This window comes from Enterobacter sp. SENG-6 (genome assembly GCF_001605945.1).
GTDB classification, from domain to species: domain Bacteria; phylum Pseudomonadota; class Gammaproteobacteria; order Enterobacterales; family Enterobacteriaceae; genus Enterobacter; species Enterobacter cloacae.
Genome location: NZ_LOMM01000066.1, coordinates 189956 through 203314 on the forward strand (window position 1 = coordinate 189956; position 13359 = coordinate 203314).

At 52.6% G+C, this 13359-nt stretch carries 22 protein-coding genes and 1 pseudogene; 17 read left to right on the plus strand and 6 right to left on the minus strand.

Going from position 1 to position 13359, the window contains the following annotated elements; all coding sequences use genetic code 11:
* Window positions 1–3: 3 nt before the first annotated feature.
* From AX755_RS21450 to AX755_RS21470, 5 genes are all read right to left on the minus strand, one after another.
* Window positions 4–210 carry a cell division protein FtsZ gene (locus AX755_RS21450; protein ID WP_001752704.1) on the minus strand — a complete coding sequence of 69 codons (207 nt, stop codon included), beginning with the start codon at window positions 208–210 and terminating at the stop codon, window positions 4–6.
* Window positions 207–365 carry a hypothetical protein gene (locus AX755_RS25620; RefSeq protein WP_062857423.1) on the minus strand — a complete coding sequence of 53 codons (159 nt, stop codon included), beginning with the start codon at window positions 363–365 and terminating at the stop codon, window positions 207–209. The genes AX755_RS21450 and AX755_RS25620 overlap by 4 nt, the downstream gene beginning before the upstream one ends.
* Window positions 362–685, minus strand: coding sequence for a hypothetical protein (locus AX755_RS25910; RefSeq protein WP_231883372.1), 324 nt, complete (start codon window positions 683–685; stop codon window positions 362–364). The genes AX755_RS25620 and AX755_RS25910 overlap by 4 nt, the downstream gene beginning before the upstream one ends.
* 1434 nt (window positions 686–2119) lie before the next feature.
* Window positions 2120–2605, minus strand: a complete 486-nt coding sequence (locus AX755_RS21465) for a lipoprotein (RefSeq protein ID WP_062857424.1) — start codon at window positions 2603–2605, stop codon at window positions 2120–2122.
* 37 nt (window positions 2606–2642) lie between these two features.
* Window positions 2643–3347 carry an XRE family transcriptional regulator gene (locus AX755_RS21470; protein WP_045355023.1) on the minus strand — a complete coding sequence of 235 codons (705 nt, stop codon included), beginning with the start codon at window positions 3345–3347 and terminating at the stop codon, window positions 2643–2645.
* A gap of 111 nt (window positions 3348–3458) precedes the next feature.
* On the opposite strand from AX755_RS21470, the gene AX755_RS21475 reads away from it, so the two are divergent.
* The 16 genes from AX755_RS21475 to AX755_RS21540 all read left to right on the plus strand — a co-directional run bounded on the left by AX755_RS21475 (window position 3459) and on the right by AX755_RS21540 (window position 12409).
* On the plus strand, window positions 3459–3686 hold the full coding sequence (locus AX755_RS21475; RefSeq protein WP_040117293.1) for a helix-turn-helix domain-containing protein: 228 nt from the start codon (window positions 3459–3461) through the stop codon (window positions 3684–3686).
* A gap of 29 nt (window positions 3687–3715) precedes the next feature.
* Complete coding sequence (locus AX755_RS21480; RefSeq protein ID WP_058671422.1) at window positions 3716–4258, plus strand: toxin YdaT domain-containing protein; 543 nt, start codon at window positions 3716–3718, stop codon at window positions 4256–4258.
* An 89-nt stretch (window positions 4259–4347) separates the two neighbouring features.
* A complete protein-coding gene (locus tag AX755_RS25625) occupies window positions 4348–4494 on the plus strand; it encodes a hypothetical protein (RefSeq protein ID WP_015571544.1) in 147 nt (48 codons plus the stop codon).
* A complete protein-coding gene (locus AX755_RS21485) occupies window positions 4487–5386 on the plus strand; it encodes a hypothetical protein (protein ID WP_023294192.1) in 900 nt (299 codons plus the stop codon). The genes AX755_RS25625 and AX755_RS21485 overlap by 8 nt, the downstream gene beginning before the upstream one ends.
* Window positions 5376–6809 (plus strand): DnaB-like helicase C-terminal domain-containing protein, encoded by a 1434-nt coding sequence (locus AX755_RS21490; RefSeq protein ID WP_061093221.1) that lies wholly within the window; start codon window positions 5376–5378, stop codon window positions 6807–6809. Before AX755_RS21485 ends, AX755_RS21490 begins: the two co-directional genes overlap by 11 nt.
* Window positions 6809–7153: an ArsR/SmtB family transcription factor gene (locus AX755_RS21495; RefSeq protein ID WP_062857425.1), complete on the plus strand. Its 345-nt coding sequence runs from the start codon at window positions 6809–6811 to the stop codon at window positions 7151–7153. Before AX755_RS21490 ends, AX755_RS21495 begins: the two co-directional genes overlap by 1 nt.
* Entirely contained in the window at window positions 7150–7380 is a 231-nt protein-coding gene (locus tag AX755_RS21500) for a hypothetical protein (RefSeq protein ID WP_045343402.1), read from the plus strand. Before AX755_RS21495 ends, AX755_RS21500 begins: the two co-directional genes overlap by 4 nt.
* Window positions 7377–7973 carry an ead/Ea22-like family protein gene (locus AX755_RS21505; protein ID WP_058659542.1) on the plus strand — a complete coding sequence of 199 codons (597 nt, stop codon included), beginning with the start codon at window positions 7377–7379 and terminating at the stop codon, window positions 7971–7973. The genes AX755_RS21500 and AX755_RS21505 overlap by 4 nt, the downstream gene beginning before the upstream one ends.
* A 206-nt stretch (window positions 7974–8179) precedes the next feature.
* Window positions 8180–8953, plus strand: a complete 774-nt coding sequence (locus AX755_RS25915) for a hypothetical protein (RefSeq protein WP_062857440.1) — start codon at window positions 8180–8182, stop codon at window positions 8951–8953.
* On the plus strand, window positions 8905–9615 hold the full coding sequence (locus AX755_RS21515) for a hypothetical protein (protein ID WP_146095414.1): 711 nt from the start codon (window positions 8905–8907) through the stop codon (window positions 9613–9615). Before AX755_RS25915 ends, AX755_RS21515 begins: the two co-directional genes overlap by 49 nt.
* 191 nt (window positions 9616–9806) lie before the next feature.
* Window positions 9807–10238: a recombination protein NinB gene (locus tag AX755_RS21520; protein ID WP_062857427.1), complete on the plus strand. Its 432-nt coding sequence runs from the start codon at window positions 9807–9809 to the stop codon at window positions 10236–10238.
* On the plus strand, window positions 10231–10812 hold the full coding sequence (locus AX755_RS21525; protein WP_062857428.1) for an NUMOD4 domain-containing protein: 582 nt from the start codon (window positions 10231–10233) through the stop codon (window positions 10810–10812). The genes AX755_RS21520 and AX755_RS21525 overlap by 8 nt, the downstream gene beginning before the upstream one ends.
* Window positions 10812–10982 (plus strand): NinE family protein, encoded by a 171-nt coding sequence (locus AX755_RS21530; RefSeq protein WP_062857429.1) that lies wholly within the window; start codon window positions 10812–10814, stop codon window positions 10980–10982. The genes AX755_RS21525 and AX755_RS21530 overlap by 1 nt, the downstream gene beginning before the upstream one ends.
* On the plus strand, window positions 10975–11586 hold the full coding sequence (locus tag AX755_RS21535; protein WP_062857430.1) for a recombination protein NinG: 612 nt from the start codon (window positions 10975–10977) through the stop codon (window positions 11584–11586). Before AX755_RS21530 ends, AX755_RS21535 begins: the two co-directional genes overlap by 8 nt.
* Window positions 11583–11723, plus strand: a complete 141-nt coding sequence (locus AX755_RS25485; RefSeq protein ID WP_017693180.1) for a YlcG family protein — start codon at window positions 11583–11585, stop codon at window positions 11721–11723. Before AX755_RS21535 ends, AX755_RS25485 begins: the two co-directional genes overlap by 4 nt.
* The gene (locus AX755_RS21540; protein ID WP_062857431.1) at window positions 11720–12409 is read left to right on the plus strand and encodes a bacteriophage antitermination protein Q; all 690 of its coding nucleotides are present in this window, start codon (window positions 11720–11722) and stop codon (window positions 12407–12409) included. Before AX755_RS25485 ends, AX755_RS21540 begins: the two co-directional genes overlap by 4 nt.
* A 162-nt stretch (window positions 12410–12571) precedes the next feature.
* Here the strand turns inward: AX755_RS21540 and AX755_RS21545 are convergent, their stop codons facing one another.
* The gene (locus tag AX755_RS21545; protein ID WP_073971493.1) at window positions 12572–12898 is read right to left on the minus strand and encodes a hypothetical protein; all 327 of its coding nucleotides are present in this window, start codon (window positions 12896–12898) and stop codon (window positions 12572–12574) included.
* Between the two features lie 236 nt (window positions 12899–13134).
* Between AX755_RS21545 and AX755_RS21550 the strand changes: the two are divergent.
* A pseudogene (locus AX755_RS21550) lies at window positions 13135–13278 on the plus strand (phage holin family protein); the annotation flags it as partial.
* Window positions 13279–13359 lie beyond the last annotated feature (81 nt).

Sequence of the window (13359 nt, forward strand, 5' to 3'; positions counted from 1 at the left end):
GTATCAGTGAACCATTGGCTCGCCGCGCTCATTCAGCAGCACAACGACGGAATCACTTTTGATGATGGTTTTTTCGAAGATGTTGAAGGCGTACAGGCCTTTCTCAACGTTCGCAGAGGCGCGATAAGTTTTGCCGTGGTGTTGCAGCATTGTGCCCGGCAAAACCTCGCTACGTGGCACTGATGCGGTGCCGTAGTGCATTCCAATCATACCTTCACCTCAACCTGTTCCAGGAGGCCAGCGATATGCATCTGCCAGCGGTTAAGTACCAGCTTTTCACGCGGTGCCGATACCGATGTCAGCTGCCACTCGTTATCGTTAAGCTTTTTGGCGGTGTACTGCTTGCTGTTGTGGGTGACTGTCATGATGCCTCCCGGGCGCGGAGCATTGCGTCGGCCTGTGCATATGCGGCTGCAGCAATCAGCGCCTGCTCATTCTGGTCCAACGCTAAAGAAACAGATTGCAAGGCCTTTGCCGCGAAGTAGTCGCGTAGCGTCATTCCCTGATTGCAATCTTTCCATGCTGTGGCATCTGTCGCTTCCATAGGAAAGGCGAAGCCACCATCGTTTTTCTTACCCATAAATCCTCTTGGCCTTATCGCGGCGAACGGAACGGTTAATACAAGACTTCTGCGCTTGTGCGGCAATACAAAAAAAAGTGGCGGTGGATGGCCGCCGGTTGTCATAACTAAGCAACCTCTGTGAAGTTGCTGAGGTATGGCCGATAAAAAACCCGCCGGAGCGGGTCTATTTGATGCGTCTTACTAACTGCCCTTGGACATTCACCCCGTCACCCGGCTGCAGCCTCCATAGCTCAAATAGCTGAGATTCAGTCCACTGACGGAAGTCGATTAGTTCTCGTAGAGAAATACCCGTCTGGTGATTAATTTCGAATTCTGGCATAGCCTTACCCTCTGTCGTTACCCGCTGATGCGGGAGAAATGCTTTGGTGGTGTGGTGGCTGGAGTCGAACCAGCTTCCATCGGTGCGCTGCCGATTGGGTTACGCGCGCCTTGCGGTTTTCATCGCGAATTTTTGCCGCAAGCCTATTCCCTAGCTCGCCGCTGAGCTTCACCACACCCCAAAACATTCCACGGTGTGCCCCGGCATAATCCGGGGCTGAATGTTGGTTTTCAGTCTTCACTGTTACCTGTTACATAAATCCTCCGATACGATGCGCCGCGTCGAAAAGGGTGGCAGCGGCTAGCCAGGAACTTTCGAAATGCTTTGGCGATTGGATGGCCGGCGCTGATCTCCGGCATTGACTATCACAGGTGTTAGCTGCCACCGCCGAAGCGGGATAGACGTTATGATTTTCACCTGCTTTATTGGCTACTACGGCTTACCAGTTATTTACACAGCTTGTCTTACAGCCTGTCTTGATTCAGTAGCCACCCGGGCCGCTCCACCCCGCGCATCAGCCTGCGCATTCATCCAATCCCAAAGCACTTCGCCACACTCTCGCAGTGGCCAGCGCCGGTCACCCGGTCACATTTGAAGCTGCTTACGCGTTAACCGGGCGCTAACCGGTAACTCAGTGATGCTTTACGCCTCCTTTCCCTCACTACGCCGCCGTGGGAACCCGACCGTATTAACGCCGTCGTCACGCTGCCTGAGCAGGCATCAATGTGCGGTCTGTCCGCTTTAGTGCTTCATTGGAATCAATCCTCTAAGTTGATGGTTTAATTTTTTACCCTGCATCCGACATTGTCCGCCGCTTGCCCGTCGTGCCATTTGATGAACCTACCCCCATGAGGGCTGGGAATCGCCGGGGAACTGAGTTATGCAAATCTCTTCGCTCAACCTCGGATGCAATTTCTGATTTGTTAAAGAAGCAGGCGACTTCCTGTACGCCGCTGGCTAACTTCGCTCAGCTGTCGATGTTTCGTTTCGATGGATTGATAATAGCGATGAGTATTGTTTATAGCAATACGTATTGATATTAAATAATAGCAATTGCTATTAATGCGCTGATAGCTAAAGGAATTTATTTTGATATTTTTTTCGATGGATTGAGATTCAGATCGTTTTTTCTGCGGAGGGTATTTCCCTGACGAATGTGCTGGCTGCGGTCAATAAAAAACCCAGCACTATGGCTGGGTTCTTCAGGAATGTGAAGGTTACCGGGTAACCATTACTGTATTGTTTTGGCCTGCTTTTACTGAGGCTGATGACATCAGCGCACCGCCTTCAGTCACCAGCCCGTAGGTAGATGGGCGCATCCAGGTGACGGTGGTCTGAACGTAGTATTCGCCAGGGGCTATGTTATCGAACTCAAACTTACCCTGGGCATCAGCAATGGTGACCTTCTCATACTTCGCAGCGCGCATATCTTCTTTGTCGCAGCGGGTCAGGCCCATGCAGGTGGTGAACTGGAAATCGGTGTAAGAGGTTTTTGGCATTAGGATCACCTGGCTACCTGCAGCTACTTTTACGTCTCCGCCCATCGTCTTAAGGAAGGCCTGGCCAGTCAGCTTTTCTGAGCCATCAAGTTTCAACTTGTCATACTCAGTCTGCGGGAATGGCGGGAGGTTTACTGGTTTAGGAATGGACATGCACCCAGAGAGAAGCGCAGCTGCTGTCGCTGCAATAACCAACTTTTTCATGATAATCCTTGCTGTGAAAAGCCGTTAGGCAAAAATTTTAACCGTGTTTTCTGTATGTTTGAGGCATGCTGCCAATCACTTTACCGAACACCAGTATCCTGTTCATTTCTTCTTTTTCAATCGGATCCCATGGACGGTAAGTCTGGTTATCTGAAATGACCAGAAGCTTATCTTTCATCTTTTGGAGGCGTTTAACGTGCGAGGTGTCGTCGTAGATGAAGGCGTAAATCCCATCGCCATCAAAGTGCTGAACGCTGATGTCGACGAAGAGTAAGTCGCCTGGCTCAATGGTCCCGGACATGCTGTCACCGCGAACATTGATGATTCTGATCTGCTCCGCCTTCCTGCCGTTGAACATCCGGCGGGCATCTTCGACTGAATATTCCACGGATCGTAGCACCTCTACAAACTCGCTGTTGATGGCTCCTGGCCCAGCGCTTACGTAAAAGTCTAGCGCTTCAATGCGGAAAGTGTCAGTAGGTCCCGGCTCGGTTTTTGGCTGAGAAATCGCGGGCATTTGACCATCGTCACGCATTGGGCCAACTCCGGTTGAAAGCCACTCAGAGCGAACGCCAAGCGCGTTGGCAATCTCAACGATTTTAGTTGAGCCGCGGGCATTGCCACTGGTCAGCCGCCAGATGGTGGGCTGAGCAACGCCAGACGCCTTAGCCAGAGCGCCCTGAGACATGCCAGATAGTTCCATCGCCTGATTCAGGCGTTCTGCAAGAGTTTCTTTTTTCATGAGTTTAAATTTATACGCTTGCGTATTGATGGTCAAAACACGTTTAGCTATTGCCTAAATCAATACGCATTGCTATTATCAATTCACACCAATACTCATAGGAATTGGAATATGACGAACAAAACCATCCAGCGCGCCATTGATATCGCTGGTAGCCAGAAGAAATTAGCCGACCTTTGCGGCGTGGCGCAGCCGACGGTATGGCGCTGGTTGCATGGTGGCGGCATCGATGCCCGCTACGTAATGAAGATTGTCAATGCAACTAACGGCAAGCTCAAACCAGCAGATATCCGTCCAGATCTCGCCCAGCTGCTTGGGGCGAATAACACAGCCGCTTAACGGCGGCCTTAACCACGAAAGGGAAAGCAATGCATTCACTTGCGTATCAACACAATACCGGAATACACCCGGGAGCGATGATAAACCGCGCTCAAGCTAAAGCGGCGCCAGACCACGAAAAGATCCGCGATGCGGTCCGTGCATGGTCGTCGGCGCTGGACAATCAAGACGTCGTTTCGGCGCTGATCATCAACGAATACCGGGAGCAGGGCGGGACCGCCATCAGCTTCCCGGAAGACATCAGCAGGGCGCGCCAGAAACTTTTTCGCTTTCTGGATAACCGTTTCGACTCTGAGCAGTACCGCGAGAACGTGCGCCAGCTGACACCGGCAATCATGGCGGTCCTGCCATTGGAGTACCGGCACCGCCTTCTTCCAGAAGACAGCTTTATGTCCCGCTTAGCGCGACTTGAGAAGGAAACAAGCGAGGCGAAAGTTGCCGTTGCGATGAACGCCCCGCGTCACCAGAAGCTCAAGGAACTCAGTGAGGGGATTGTAGAGATGTTCCGTGTCGACCCGGACCTGACCGCGCCGCTGATGGCAATGGTCACTTCGATGTTAGGGGTTATGTGATGGGAAGTATCAAAAACGGCGAAAGCCAGTCTGCGTCAACAGAACTGGCCTTCAGATGCAAATCGTGTGCACTCATTGCAGGAGGAATAATGGCAAAAAATCCACGCTATTACCATACCGCTGTACATAAAAACATAACCCGCGACCGCTTCATCCGCTCGGTTAATCCGATTGTGGCAGAGAAGATGCGCGCCATCCTGGAAGAACTGAAACGTAAGGAGAGTGGCCGTGGGTAACGTATCTAATTTAGCCGAAGCCAGAGAGGCCAGAAGGCTCCAGAAACCGCGCACGAATGACGGTAAGGGGTTTGCCTTGCTGCACCGTAAAATTATGGATGTGCCGTTCTACAAGGACGCTGAGGCGGCTCATTTATGGGTTCACCTGCTCCTGCGCGCTAATCACGAACAGACACTGGTATCGACTGATGTCGGCGATGTGATCTGCGAACGCGGAGAGTTCATTACCGGGCGAAACACGCTGGCAATGGAAACGGGTTTGACCGCTGATCGCGTTAAATCACTGCTCCGTAAATTCCAGAATCTGGGCATGATCACCACCAAATCAAACAACCGTTTTACTGTTCTAAAAGTGGTCAAATATGACGAATATCAGTCAAATTTTTGTCCAGCCGATGTCCAGCCGGTGTCCAGCCCAAACGCAGTCGTACCAATGCCTGTGGAGGTGGAGTGTCCAGCCGATGTCCAGCCAGTGTCCACAGATAACAATATATTAAATAACTTACTACCTAACGGTAGTAAGTATGTCGCAAATGACCAGAAACCCGCTGAAGAGAAAAAGTCCCGTTTGTCATGCGATGAAGTATGGCAATGCCTGAAAGACGAACTGCCTGAAGCCCGGGGATGGAGATGCCTCACTGATGAGCGACGCAATCTAATCCGCACCTTCTGGGGTAAGGCTAACAAGATTGCCCGCAACCTGGACGGCAAGCCGATGGATATGGACGGTTTCAGAAGCTATCTGCGCTACATCGCTCAGAACTGCCGCTGGATGCTTGAAGACCGACCAGACCAGAAATCCGGGAAGACCTGGCGCCGCATGAAATTCGATAAGTTCCTGACCGAAAAGCTCTACATCGAAGTGCGCGAGGGGGATCGTGATGACCGCTGATTTCATGGCTGTACCACAAAACCTCGAAGCAGAGCAGAGCGTTATCGGTGGCCTGCTGCTGGATGATGACAACAGCGAGCGAGTCCAGAAGGTTCTGGCGATGCTCAAGCCTGAGTCGTTCTACAGCCGACCTCACCAGCTGATCTTTGCCGAGATGCGCCAGATGTTCCGCGACAACAAGCCAGTCGATGGTCTGACATTGTTCGACGCGCTCGAAGGCAAAGGGCTCGCTGAGCAGGTGGGTGGCTTTGCTTACTTGGCTGAGATCGCCAAGAACACTCCAAGCGCTGCAAACATCGTGGCATACGCAGCATCAGTCCGGGAAGCCGCAATGGAGCGCTACGGTATCAACCGCCTGACCGAAGCTACCGAGCTGCTGTATTCCCGTAACGGCATGAGCGCTACGCAGAAGTACGAGGCCATTCAGGGTATTTTCACCCAGCTCGCAGACCATTCAAAAACCGGCAGTCGCCGTGGGTTGAGATCGTTTGGCGAGGTTATGGATGACTGGGTAGCAGATCTGGAGAAACGCTTTGACCCTTCAGGCGAACAGCGCGGCATGAGTACCGGTATCCCGTCACTCGACCGACTGCTGGCACCAAAAGGTCTGGTTAAAGGCTCTCTTTTCGTGATTGGCGCAAGGCCAAAGATGGGCAAGACAACCCTATACGGGCAGATGGCGATCAACTGCGCGGTTCGTGAGAAAAAGCCAGCGCTGATGTTCAGCCTCGAAATGCCTGGCGACCAGATCCTTGAAAAGCTGGTTGGTCAGAAGTCCGGCATTAACCCGAGCATTTTTTACATGCCAGCCACGGATGACGCCGATGACCAGTACCAGGGCGACTACGACGGCGACTTTAAGAAGGCGATAGCAACAGCCGGGCGGCTGAGTGAAATTGACATGCTGTACATCGACGACACCCCGGGCCTGTCACTGGCGCACATTGTTAGCGAAAGCCGCCGAATCAAACGCGAGAAGGGCTGCGTAGGCATGATTCTGGTTGACTACTTGACGCTGATGACCGCCGAAAAAGCCGACCGTAATGATCTGGCGTACGGGATGATCACCAAAGGGCTTAAGAACCTCGCCAAAGAGCTTGGCTGCGTCGTCGTGCTGCTGACCCAGCTCAACCGCGAACTGGAGAAGCGAGTGAATAAACGCCCGTTGCCGAGCGATTCCCGCGACACAGGGCAGATTGAGCAGGACTGCGACTACTGGGTTGGCATCCACCGGGAAGGTGCTTTCGATGACAGCGTGCCGCCGGGAGAAACCGAGTTAATCCTGCGACTCAATCGCCACGGCAGTACCGGAACGGTTTATTGCAATCAGATCAACGGGGCAATTTACGACACAGACCAGCAGGCCGCCGCCGCAGAACGCCGCGGGCGTGAGCAGCAGCCGAAAAAGAAAGGGGGGTTCTGATGACCATAACAATCCGTGGGCAGATTCTTGCAGCCCTGCGTAATAACCCGGGCCTGAATAGTGCTCGCATTGCCACCATGATCGGCATGACCACCAAAAAGATTTCCGGCCCGTTAAGCACGTTGTTTGCAGACGGCCTGATCGAGTTCGAAGGCAAGCACGGCCAGCGGCTTTATCGGCTGACTGATTACGGCATGAAATACGCACCAGAAACAATCCCGGCCATGCCGAAGGGAAATTCGAAGCTGGTGCAGCGTACCGAGACGAACGTTATCTGCCAGGAGTGCCGGAACAGTCAGGCGATGAAGCGAGTATTGATGGTTTGGGGGAGGGTAGGGGTATGAAACTGAAAATGCACACGCCGGACGGATCGGTGATTGTCGAAAGTAACCTTGTAACGCAGTTCTACCCTGATTTCGAAAGCGGCGGCGAGCTGACCACCATCGAAACGGTATCGGCCACAGGAGAAACTTTCTCGGTGAAAGTAAAGCACTCGTTTATGCAGGTGACTGGAGCACTGGCTACAGCCTGGAGCGTTGACGAGAAGAAAGCAACAAGGGGCGCCCAATGAGCAACATCGACAAACGCGCATTACGGGAAGCAGCGGAGAAGGCTACTCCGGGTCGTATTGGCGATCGCGTAGACGGAAGCATCAAATACACCTGTAGAGGTACTGATGGAACCTTGGTTCTTTCAACCGACAACCATGATGATTATGGGTTTGTTGGTGATAACAGCCTGGAGGATGAGCTGTTCTTCAGGCTATGTGACCCCGTCACCGTGCTGGCACTGCTAGATGAGTTGGAGGCCAAAGACAAGAGCATCAGCTTTTTGAAAGACCAGCTAGCGCAGCTGGCAAACTTCAATCCTGATTGGGACAAGCTGGAAGCAGCAACTGACAGCCTCCGCGAGCACATGGCAGAACTCACAGCGGCACGCAAACGGATTGCTGAGCTGGAGGCGACGCAGGGTAAGCCAGTTATGTTTATCGATGGTGATATTTCACCTGTTGACGCCGAAAAGCTGGCGGCTGTAATTCGTGAATTCAACGAAGAAACAGAAACCCCGGCGGCACGAATGGCTCGAATTATTCGCGAAAACCCGCATCCGACAAACATGTGCGATATGCCGGTCGCCGCAGCCGGTAAAGGAGAGGCATCATGAAAACTTTCACCATTGGCTGGCTCAACAAATGCCGTTGTGGCAACAAATCACACTCAGTAAAGACCGCTCGCGGAAACGAAAGTGCCTTGTGGGATGACGATGCCGTTAAATGCAATTCTTGCGGTCGTGGCGGTGTCATTCAGGTCTGTGAGGGACAGGCGCGCGTTTTATGGGAAACCGATGAAGAGATGGCTGAGGGAAAACCCATGAGCACTATTACCAAAGAACAGGCACAGTCTGTTTCAGATTTGAAAGCTGGCTACACCCTTGGTCACGCTGATGTGGCAATCCTTAATGAGCTGGCGCGTATCGCGCTGGCATCGCTCGAAGCGGAGCCTGTGGCGTGGCTACTGTCAGGCGGCGGCGCAAAAAACAACGTCAGCTTCGATAGTGGCAATGCTTACGTCGACCCGCTGCGCGAAGTGACACCGCTATACATCGCCCCGCCAGCGCCGGTATCTGTGCCCGCTGCGATGGAAATGGATGATGACTTTGACAGCGCGTTTGAACACGGAAAAGCTGTCGGCTGGAACGCCTGCCGCGCCGCCATGCTTCAGGGTGCAGATGGTACCCTCACCAATGAAGGTACCATACCAGTCACGCAATTTAAGCCGGTAGCAGACCTGTACGGCTTAACCTCACCAACTGGCTGCGAAACATCATTCACTTTCGACGCTGTTGAAGCTCGCGATTTCATTGATGGCGGTTGGTCATGTCAGGAGTACGTGGAGCTTGAACGTTTTCAGGAGGCTGTGAGCGGCAACTCTCCGGTGATTCCGGATGGTTGGGTGATGGTGCCGGTCGAGCCTACAGAAGACATGATCGTCAATGGTTTCGAGTCTGAGCCAGATGAGAGCTTTAGCGATGAGAAGGAATGGGAAGCATACGATGCTATGAGTGGATGCCAGCAGGCAGCACACCGGGCAAAACTGTGCTGGGCAGCGATGATAGCGGCAGCACCGCAGCAGGAGGTGAAGTGATGCCTTGGCACTCACCTGAAACTGACGCCATTCTCGAATCCATGCCGAGAAAACAGAAGCGGCAGAAGTTGATCTACAACGTAGCCGAAAACGATGCAGAGTTCTGTATCGGTTGCATTATGGACGGGAAAATCATTCGTCATGGAGCTTACGCAGCATGGATTAACATGCTTCAGCGCTGTTATGGCGAATCATATCGTAGCGCACGTAAGCAATATCTTCAGGTATCACTCGACCCTGCTTGGCATAAGTTTTCTGCTTTCTACGCCTGGTGGAAGCCACGATATAGGACCGGATGGCATCTCGATAAGGACCTTCTTATCCCAGGAAATCAGGTTTATGGGCCATCAACATGCGTCTACATTCCTAAAGAGTTGAATAACTTCACCGTTGGGCGAGACTGTAAACGAGGGGATTTGCCAATAGGGGTAAGCTGGGATAAGCAGCATGGTAAATACATGTCCAGGGCCAATGACAGCAAAGGGAAATATTTATTCCTCGGTCTTTACGATGATCCGATGGAAGCGCATGAAGCATGGTTCTTTAAAAAGCTTGAGATAGCTCTGGAATACAAAGGGCTATGCGACAGCATACACCCCGATCTTTACCGAGGCGTTCAGAGAAAGTTGCTGTTTATCCACCGGGAGCAGTTGGCAGCATAAGCAGTGATTCTTGATAATCATTTTTCAAAAGTGATGTTATAATCATGTCATCGGAGCCTGAACAACTCCGGTGACTTCTGCGCATTTAAGGGGACTTAAATGCGACCACAATCTGAACTCCTCACCTTGTCACAGATGCAGAAATGCACCTGCGATTTTCTGCGCTCTGCGGTTTCCGTTAAGGAGGCCGTATGAGCATGAACAAAGACGGCATCCGTCTGCACAAATCCAATTTTTCCGCCATCGGGCAGCAGATACAGCCAATGCTGGAATCTGGCGACTGCTATCGCCTCATCATCAAGCCCTGGAAGGACAAGCGCAGCCTCTCCCAAAATGCCCTTCTCTGGATGTGGAATGGTGACGTTGCATCTGCCGTCAACCGGCACGCTGAAAGCAAGCTAACAGAGGAAGACCTTCATGAATTTATGAAGGATATGTTCTGTCCCGCCAAGCCTGTAACCGTTCTTGGTGAAACCAAGATGGTGAAGTCCACCAAGCTACTCGACACCGAAGAGATGAACTTCTACTTGCGCCGCATTGAAGTCTGGTGTGCTGAACGCGGTATCAAATTGCGGATACCCGCCAACTCCGAATATCACGAAAAAGGACACGATCATGTTTGAGAATGAAATTTGGAAGCCGGTGCCGGGGTATGAAGGCCGGTTTGAGGTTAGCTCTCTTGCTCGCGTCCGTAGCTTGTCTCGCAAAGTTACTACGTGCGGGCGCGATAAGAAGACGTGGACCACTAGGACCATCGCTGGGCGGATTCTTAAGGGATGCACATCATCCCAATACATCAGGGTATCGCTTTCTAACAAACACGAAATGCTACATCGGTTCGTGGCGCTCGCGTTTGTGCCAAATCCTAATAACTACCCGCACGTTAACCACATCGATGGAAATAAGCACAACAATCTGCCAGAGAATCTTGAGTGGTGCACGCATGCCATGAACATGAAGCACGCCAATAAAACCGGGCTATCCAACAAGAATAAAATGCCTGTAATTGCAGAGAGAGATGGGTTCGGATACTGGTTTCCATCAATGCAATCGACCAAGAAGTACGGATGCAACCCGGCGTTAGTCCACGCGTCGATCAACGGAAAGCAGGGTGAGCACAGGGGGATGCAGTGGAGTTATTGCTCTGCCACATCCAACTGCGAGTACCAGCAGCTGCGCGATAAGCAGGAGGCGTGATGTCTACTCCACTTTCCCGCGTCATCACAAACGAAATCTTCCGAGTCCCGGCGCGCCGCCAGCACAAGCCCGCGGTTAAGCCGTCCGACATCCCGACTATGAAAGGCTACACCGCCCGCCTGGTGGATCAGAAATGGCTGCGTCTCGCGGCACGGAGGAAGCATGCGTAAACCATCCCGCCGTAAGTGCAAAGTATGCGGTGAATACTTCGTGCCGAAATTCCATGACATTCGGATCCGCTGGTGCTGCCCGGAGCACGGCGCAATCCTCGCGATGGAAGAACGCGAGAAGGAGAAGGTGAAAGCCGCTGCTAAGCGCATCAAGGAGCAGAAAGAAGCCGAGAAAGCAGGTCGCCAACAGCGCGCTGCGCGTCGTAACGAGCTTAAGCCGATCCGTCACTGGGTGCAGATGACTCAGCGCGCCTTCAACGACTGGCGGCGCGAAATGCTGCTGGCTGCCGGGCACGGCTGCATCTCCTGCGGAACCAAGGCAGCTTTCGCCTGGCATGCCGGTCATTACCGTACCACGGCCGCCGCGCCACAGCTTCGCTTTAACCCGGACAATATCTGGCTCCAGTGCTCCGCCTGCAACGTTCACAAATCCGGGAACATTGAGGCGTACCGCTCCGCGCTGGTCGAGCTGATCGGCGAAGAGCGCGTGCTGGCGCTGGAATCCAACAACGAAACCCACCGATACACCCGTGAAGAACTGGACGGAATCCGCGCCAAGGCCCGGGCTGACCTTCGCGCACTGAAACAGCAGGAGGCAGCATGAAGCCAGAAACGATCGAGATACTCCGAGCGCGCTGGCAGCGGCTCCGGATTTACCGCCGCCCGGGCTCCGTGCTGGTGGATTACCGCATTCTCCGTAACTTCGTTCGCATCTATCACCCTGCAGGAGCCGCACAATGAACAATCAACACCTCGAGTACGTACGTCAGCAGCTCATTGTGGCGACCGCAGATCTGAGCGGGTCGACGAAAGGGCAACTGGTAGCTTTCGCCGAGAACGCGCAATTCACCGCGACGGCGCGCAGCCGGGGCCGGAAAAAGGTATTCGACAAGGATAAGCAGCGCATGGTCAACCCGGATGGTCCGCCGATGAGCGGCAGCCAGTCCCGCGCCAAGGGATCATCAATCGCGCTGGTGGGCCCGGTTGAGTTCGTGACCGCATCCTGGCGCCGCGCCGTGCTATCGCTGGAAGAGCATCAAAAAGCTTGGCTGCTGTGGAACTACAGCGAGAATATCCGCTTCGAGTACCAGGTAGCGATCACCCAGTGGGCGTGGGCAGAGTTCCGGGAGCAGCTCGGCGCGAAGAAGGTGGCCGGCAAGACGATGGAGCGGCTGAAGAAACTTATCTGGCTGGCGGCGCAGGACGTCAAAGCAGAACTGGCGGGCAAGGATGTGTATCAGCATCAGGACCTGGCGGCTCTGTGCGGCGTTAAGCCTGATAACTGGTGCCATAACTACGCCGACTACTGGCGGGCCATGTGTACCATCTTTAAGCGGCTTGATGGCGATTCTCTTCTCTGCACTGTGAGAACGCGATCACAACAAAAGTCGACTTTTTCGCAGCAGGGTATTGCAAAAATCAATTAAATAGCATACATTTCATGTAAATCTGATATCGTCGCCATAGCTTCGTAGGTCGACAGAAAATTACAAGCCTCGCCATCGTGCGGGGCTTTTTCGTTTCATGGTCAGAAGCACAGTGGTTGTGCGTTCAGTAGTTAACCTAATGGGCGCTTCCAGAACAGTGGATTAACTCAAATCGAACAATGCAACAATATCAATCGCGTTTGATGCTGCGTAAAGATCTACGTCTCTTGAATCGAACGGAAAGCCAATGATGCCGGTTCGTGCCTTGAATTCTGCCAGTTCGTTTTTCAGTAGGCGCGTACGTTTCTGAAGTTCTGTTGTATCAGTTTTCCCGTAATTCTTCATGGCATCTATGGTTTCTTTCCCTGCTGCGATGTACTGCTCAATCGTGGGTTTATGCTCATTGATATAATCGGGGAAAACGTAATCAAATCCATCTGGAAGTAAAAAAAACTGGTCATCAATTTTAATTTTAACGGCTCGCATCATGCTCTCCTTATGCGCTCAACTATAAACAAACAGACAATATAAGGTTTTTGCTTTTTCCGCGCAGTAGAATTTGTGCTAAGTCAGTTACGACGAGAATAAAACCGACATTACCTTACCCTCACATTGCCAGCCTGTCGCTGGCTTTTTTATTAGCGGTGCCCGGTCATTGTTTCCGTGCATCCTTCCACTCTACACAAACAGCACCCCGTTCCTTCGGAGGTGATATGGCAAAGCGTATGAATGACGACCACAAAATTGTAGGCCTGTCCTGGTTAGTCCTGCTCGGCATTGCATGCTGGGGCGGTTTAGTTCGCTACCTGATCGACGTAAAGCAGAATAAAGCGACATGGAGTTGGATAAACGCGCTGGCACAGATCGTGACCTGCCCCCACGATTAGATACAACACTCAGTTAGTAACGTCGGAATCTTCATTCTCAGAATGACCCTTTCTCCAGCCCGC

Excerpts from the sequence above, each read along its gene's own strand:
- AX755_RS21450 (WP_001752704.1), bottom strand. The coding sequence starts at position 210 with ATGATTGGAATGCACTACGGCACCGCATCAGTGCCACGTAGCGAGGTT.
- AX755_RS25620 (WP_062857423.1), bottom strand. The coding sequence starts at position 365 with ATGACAGTCACCCACAACAGCAAGCAGTACACCGCCAAAAAGCTTAAC.
- AX755_RS25910 (WP_231883372.1), bottom strand. The coding sequence starts at position 685 with ATGACAACCGGCGGCCATCCACCGCCACTTTTTTTTGTATTGCCGCAC.
- AX755_RS21465 (WP_062857424.1), bottom strand. The coding sequence starts at position 2,605 with ATGAAAAAGTTGGTTATTGCAGCGACAGCAGCTGCGCTTCTCTCTGGG.
- AX755_RS21470 (WP_045355023.1), bottom strand. The coding sequence starts at position 3,347 with ATGAAAAAAGAAACTCTTGCAGAACGCCTGAATCAGGCGATGGAACTA.
- AX755_RS21475 (WP_040117293.1), top strand. The coding sequence starts at position 3,459 with ATGACGAACAAAACCATCCAGCGCGCCATTGATATCGCTGGTAGCCAG.
- AX755_RS21480 (WP_058671422.1), top strand. The coding sequence starts at position 3,716 with ATGCATTCACTTGCGTATCAACACAATACCGGAATACACCCGGGAGCG.
- AX755_RS25625 (WP_015571544.1), top strand. The coding sequence starts at position 4,348 with ATGGCAAAAAATCCACGCTATTACCATACCGCTGTACATAAAAACATA.
- AX755_RS21490 (WP_061093221.1), top strand. The coding sequence starts at position 5,376 with ATGACCGCTGATTTCATGGCTGTACCACAAAACCTCGAAGCAGAGCAG.
- AX755_RS21495 (WP_062857425.1), top strand. The coding sequence starts at position 6,809 with ATGACCATAACAATCCGTGGGCAGATTCTTGCAGCCCTGCGTAATAAC.
- AX755_RS21500 (WP_045343402.1), top strand. The coding sequence starts at position 7,150 with ATGAAACTGAAAATGCACACGCCGGACGGATCGGTGATTGTCGAAAGT.
- AX755_RS21505 (WP_058659542.1), top strand. The coding sequence starts at position 7,377 with ATGAGCAACATCGACAAACGCGCATTACGGGAAGCAGCGGAGAAGGCT.
- AX755_RS25915 (WP_062857440.1), top strand. The coding sequence starts at position 8,180 with ATGAGCACTATTACCAAAGAACAGGCACAGTCTGTTTCAGATTTGAAA.
- AX755_RS21520 (WP_062857427.1), top strand. The coding sequence starts at position 9,807 with ATGAGCATGAACAAAGACGGCATCCGTCTGCACAAATCCAATTTTTCC.
- AX755_RS21525 (WP_062857428.1), top strand. The coding sequence starts at position 10,231 with ATGTTTGAGAATGAAATTTGGAAGCCGGTGCCGGGGTATGAAGGCCGG.
- AX755_RS21530 (WP_062857429.1), top strand. The coding sequence starts at position 10,812 with ATGTCTACTCCACTTTCCCGCGTCATCACAAACGAAATCTTCCGAGTC.
- AX755_RS21535 (WP_062857430.1), top strand. The coding sequence starts at position 10,975 with ATGCGTAAACCATCCCGCCGTAAGTGCAAAGTATGCGGTGAATACTTC.
- AX755_RS25485 (WP_017693180.1), top strand. The coding sequence starts at position 11,583 with ATGAAGCCAGAAACGATCGAGATACTCCGAGCGCGCTGGCAGCGGCTC.
- AX755_RS21540 (WP_062857431.1), top strand. The coding sequence starts at position 11,720 with ATGAACAATCAACACCTCGAGTACGTACGTCAGCAGCTCATTGTGGCG.
- AX755_RS21545 (WP_073971493.1), bottom strand. The coding sequence starts at position 12,898 with ATGATGCGAGCCGTTAAAATTAAAATTGATGACCAGTTTTTTTTACTT.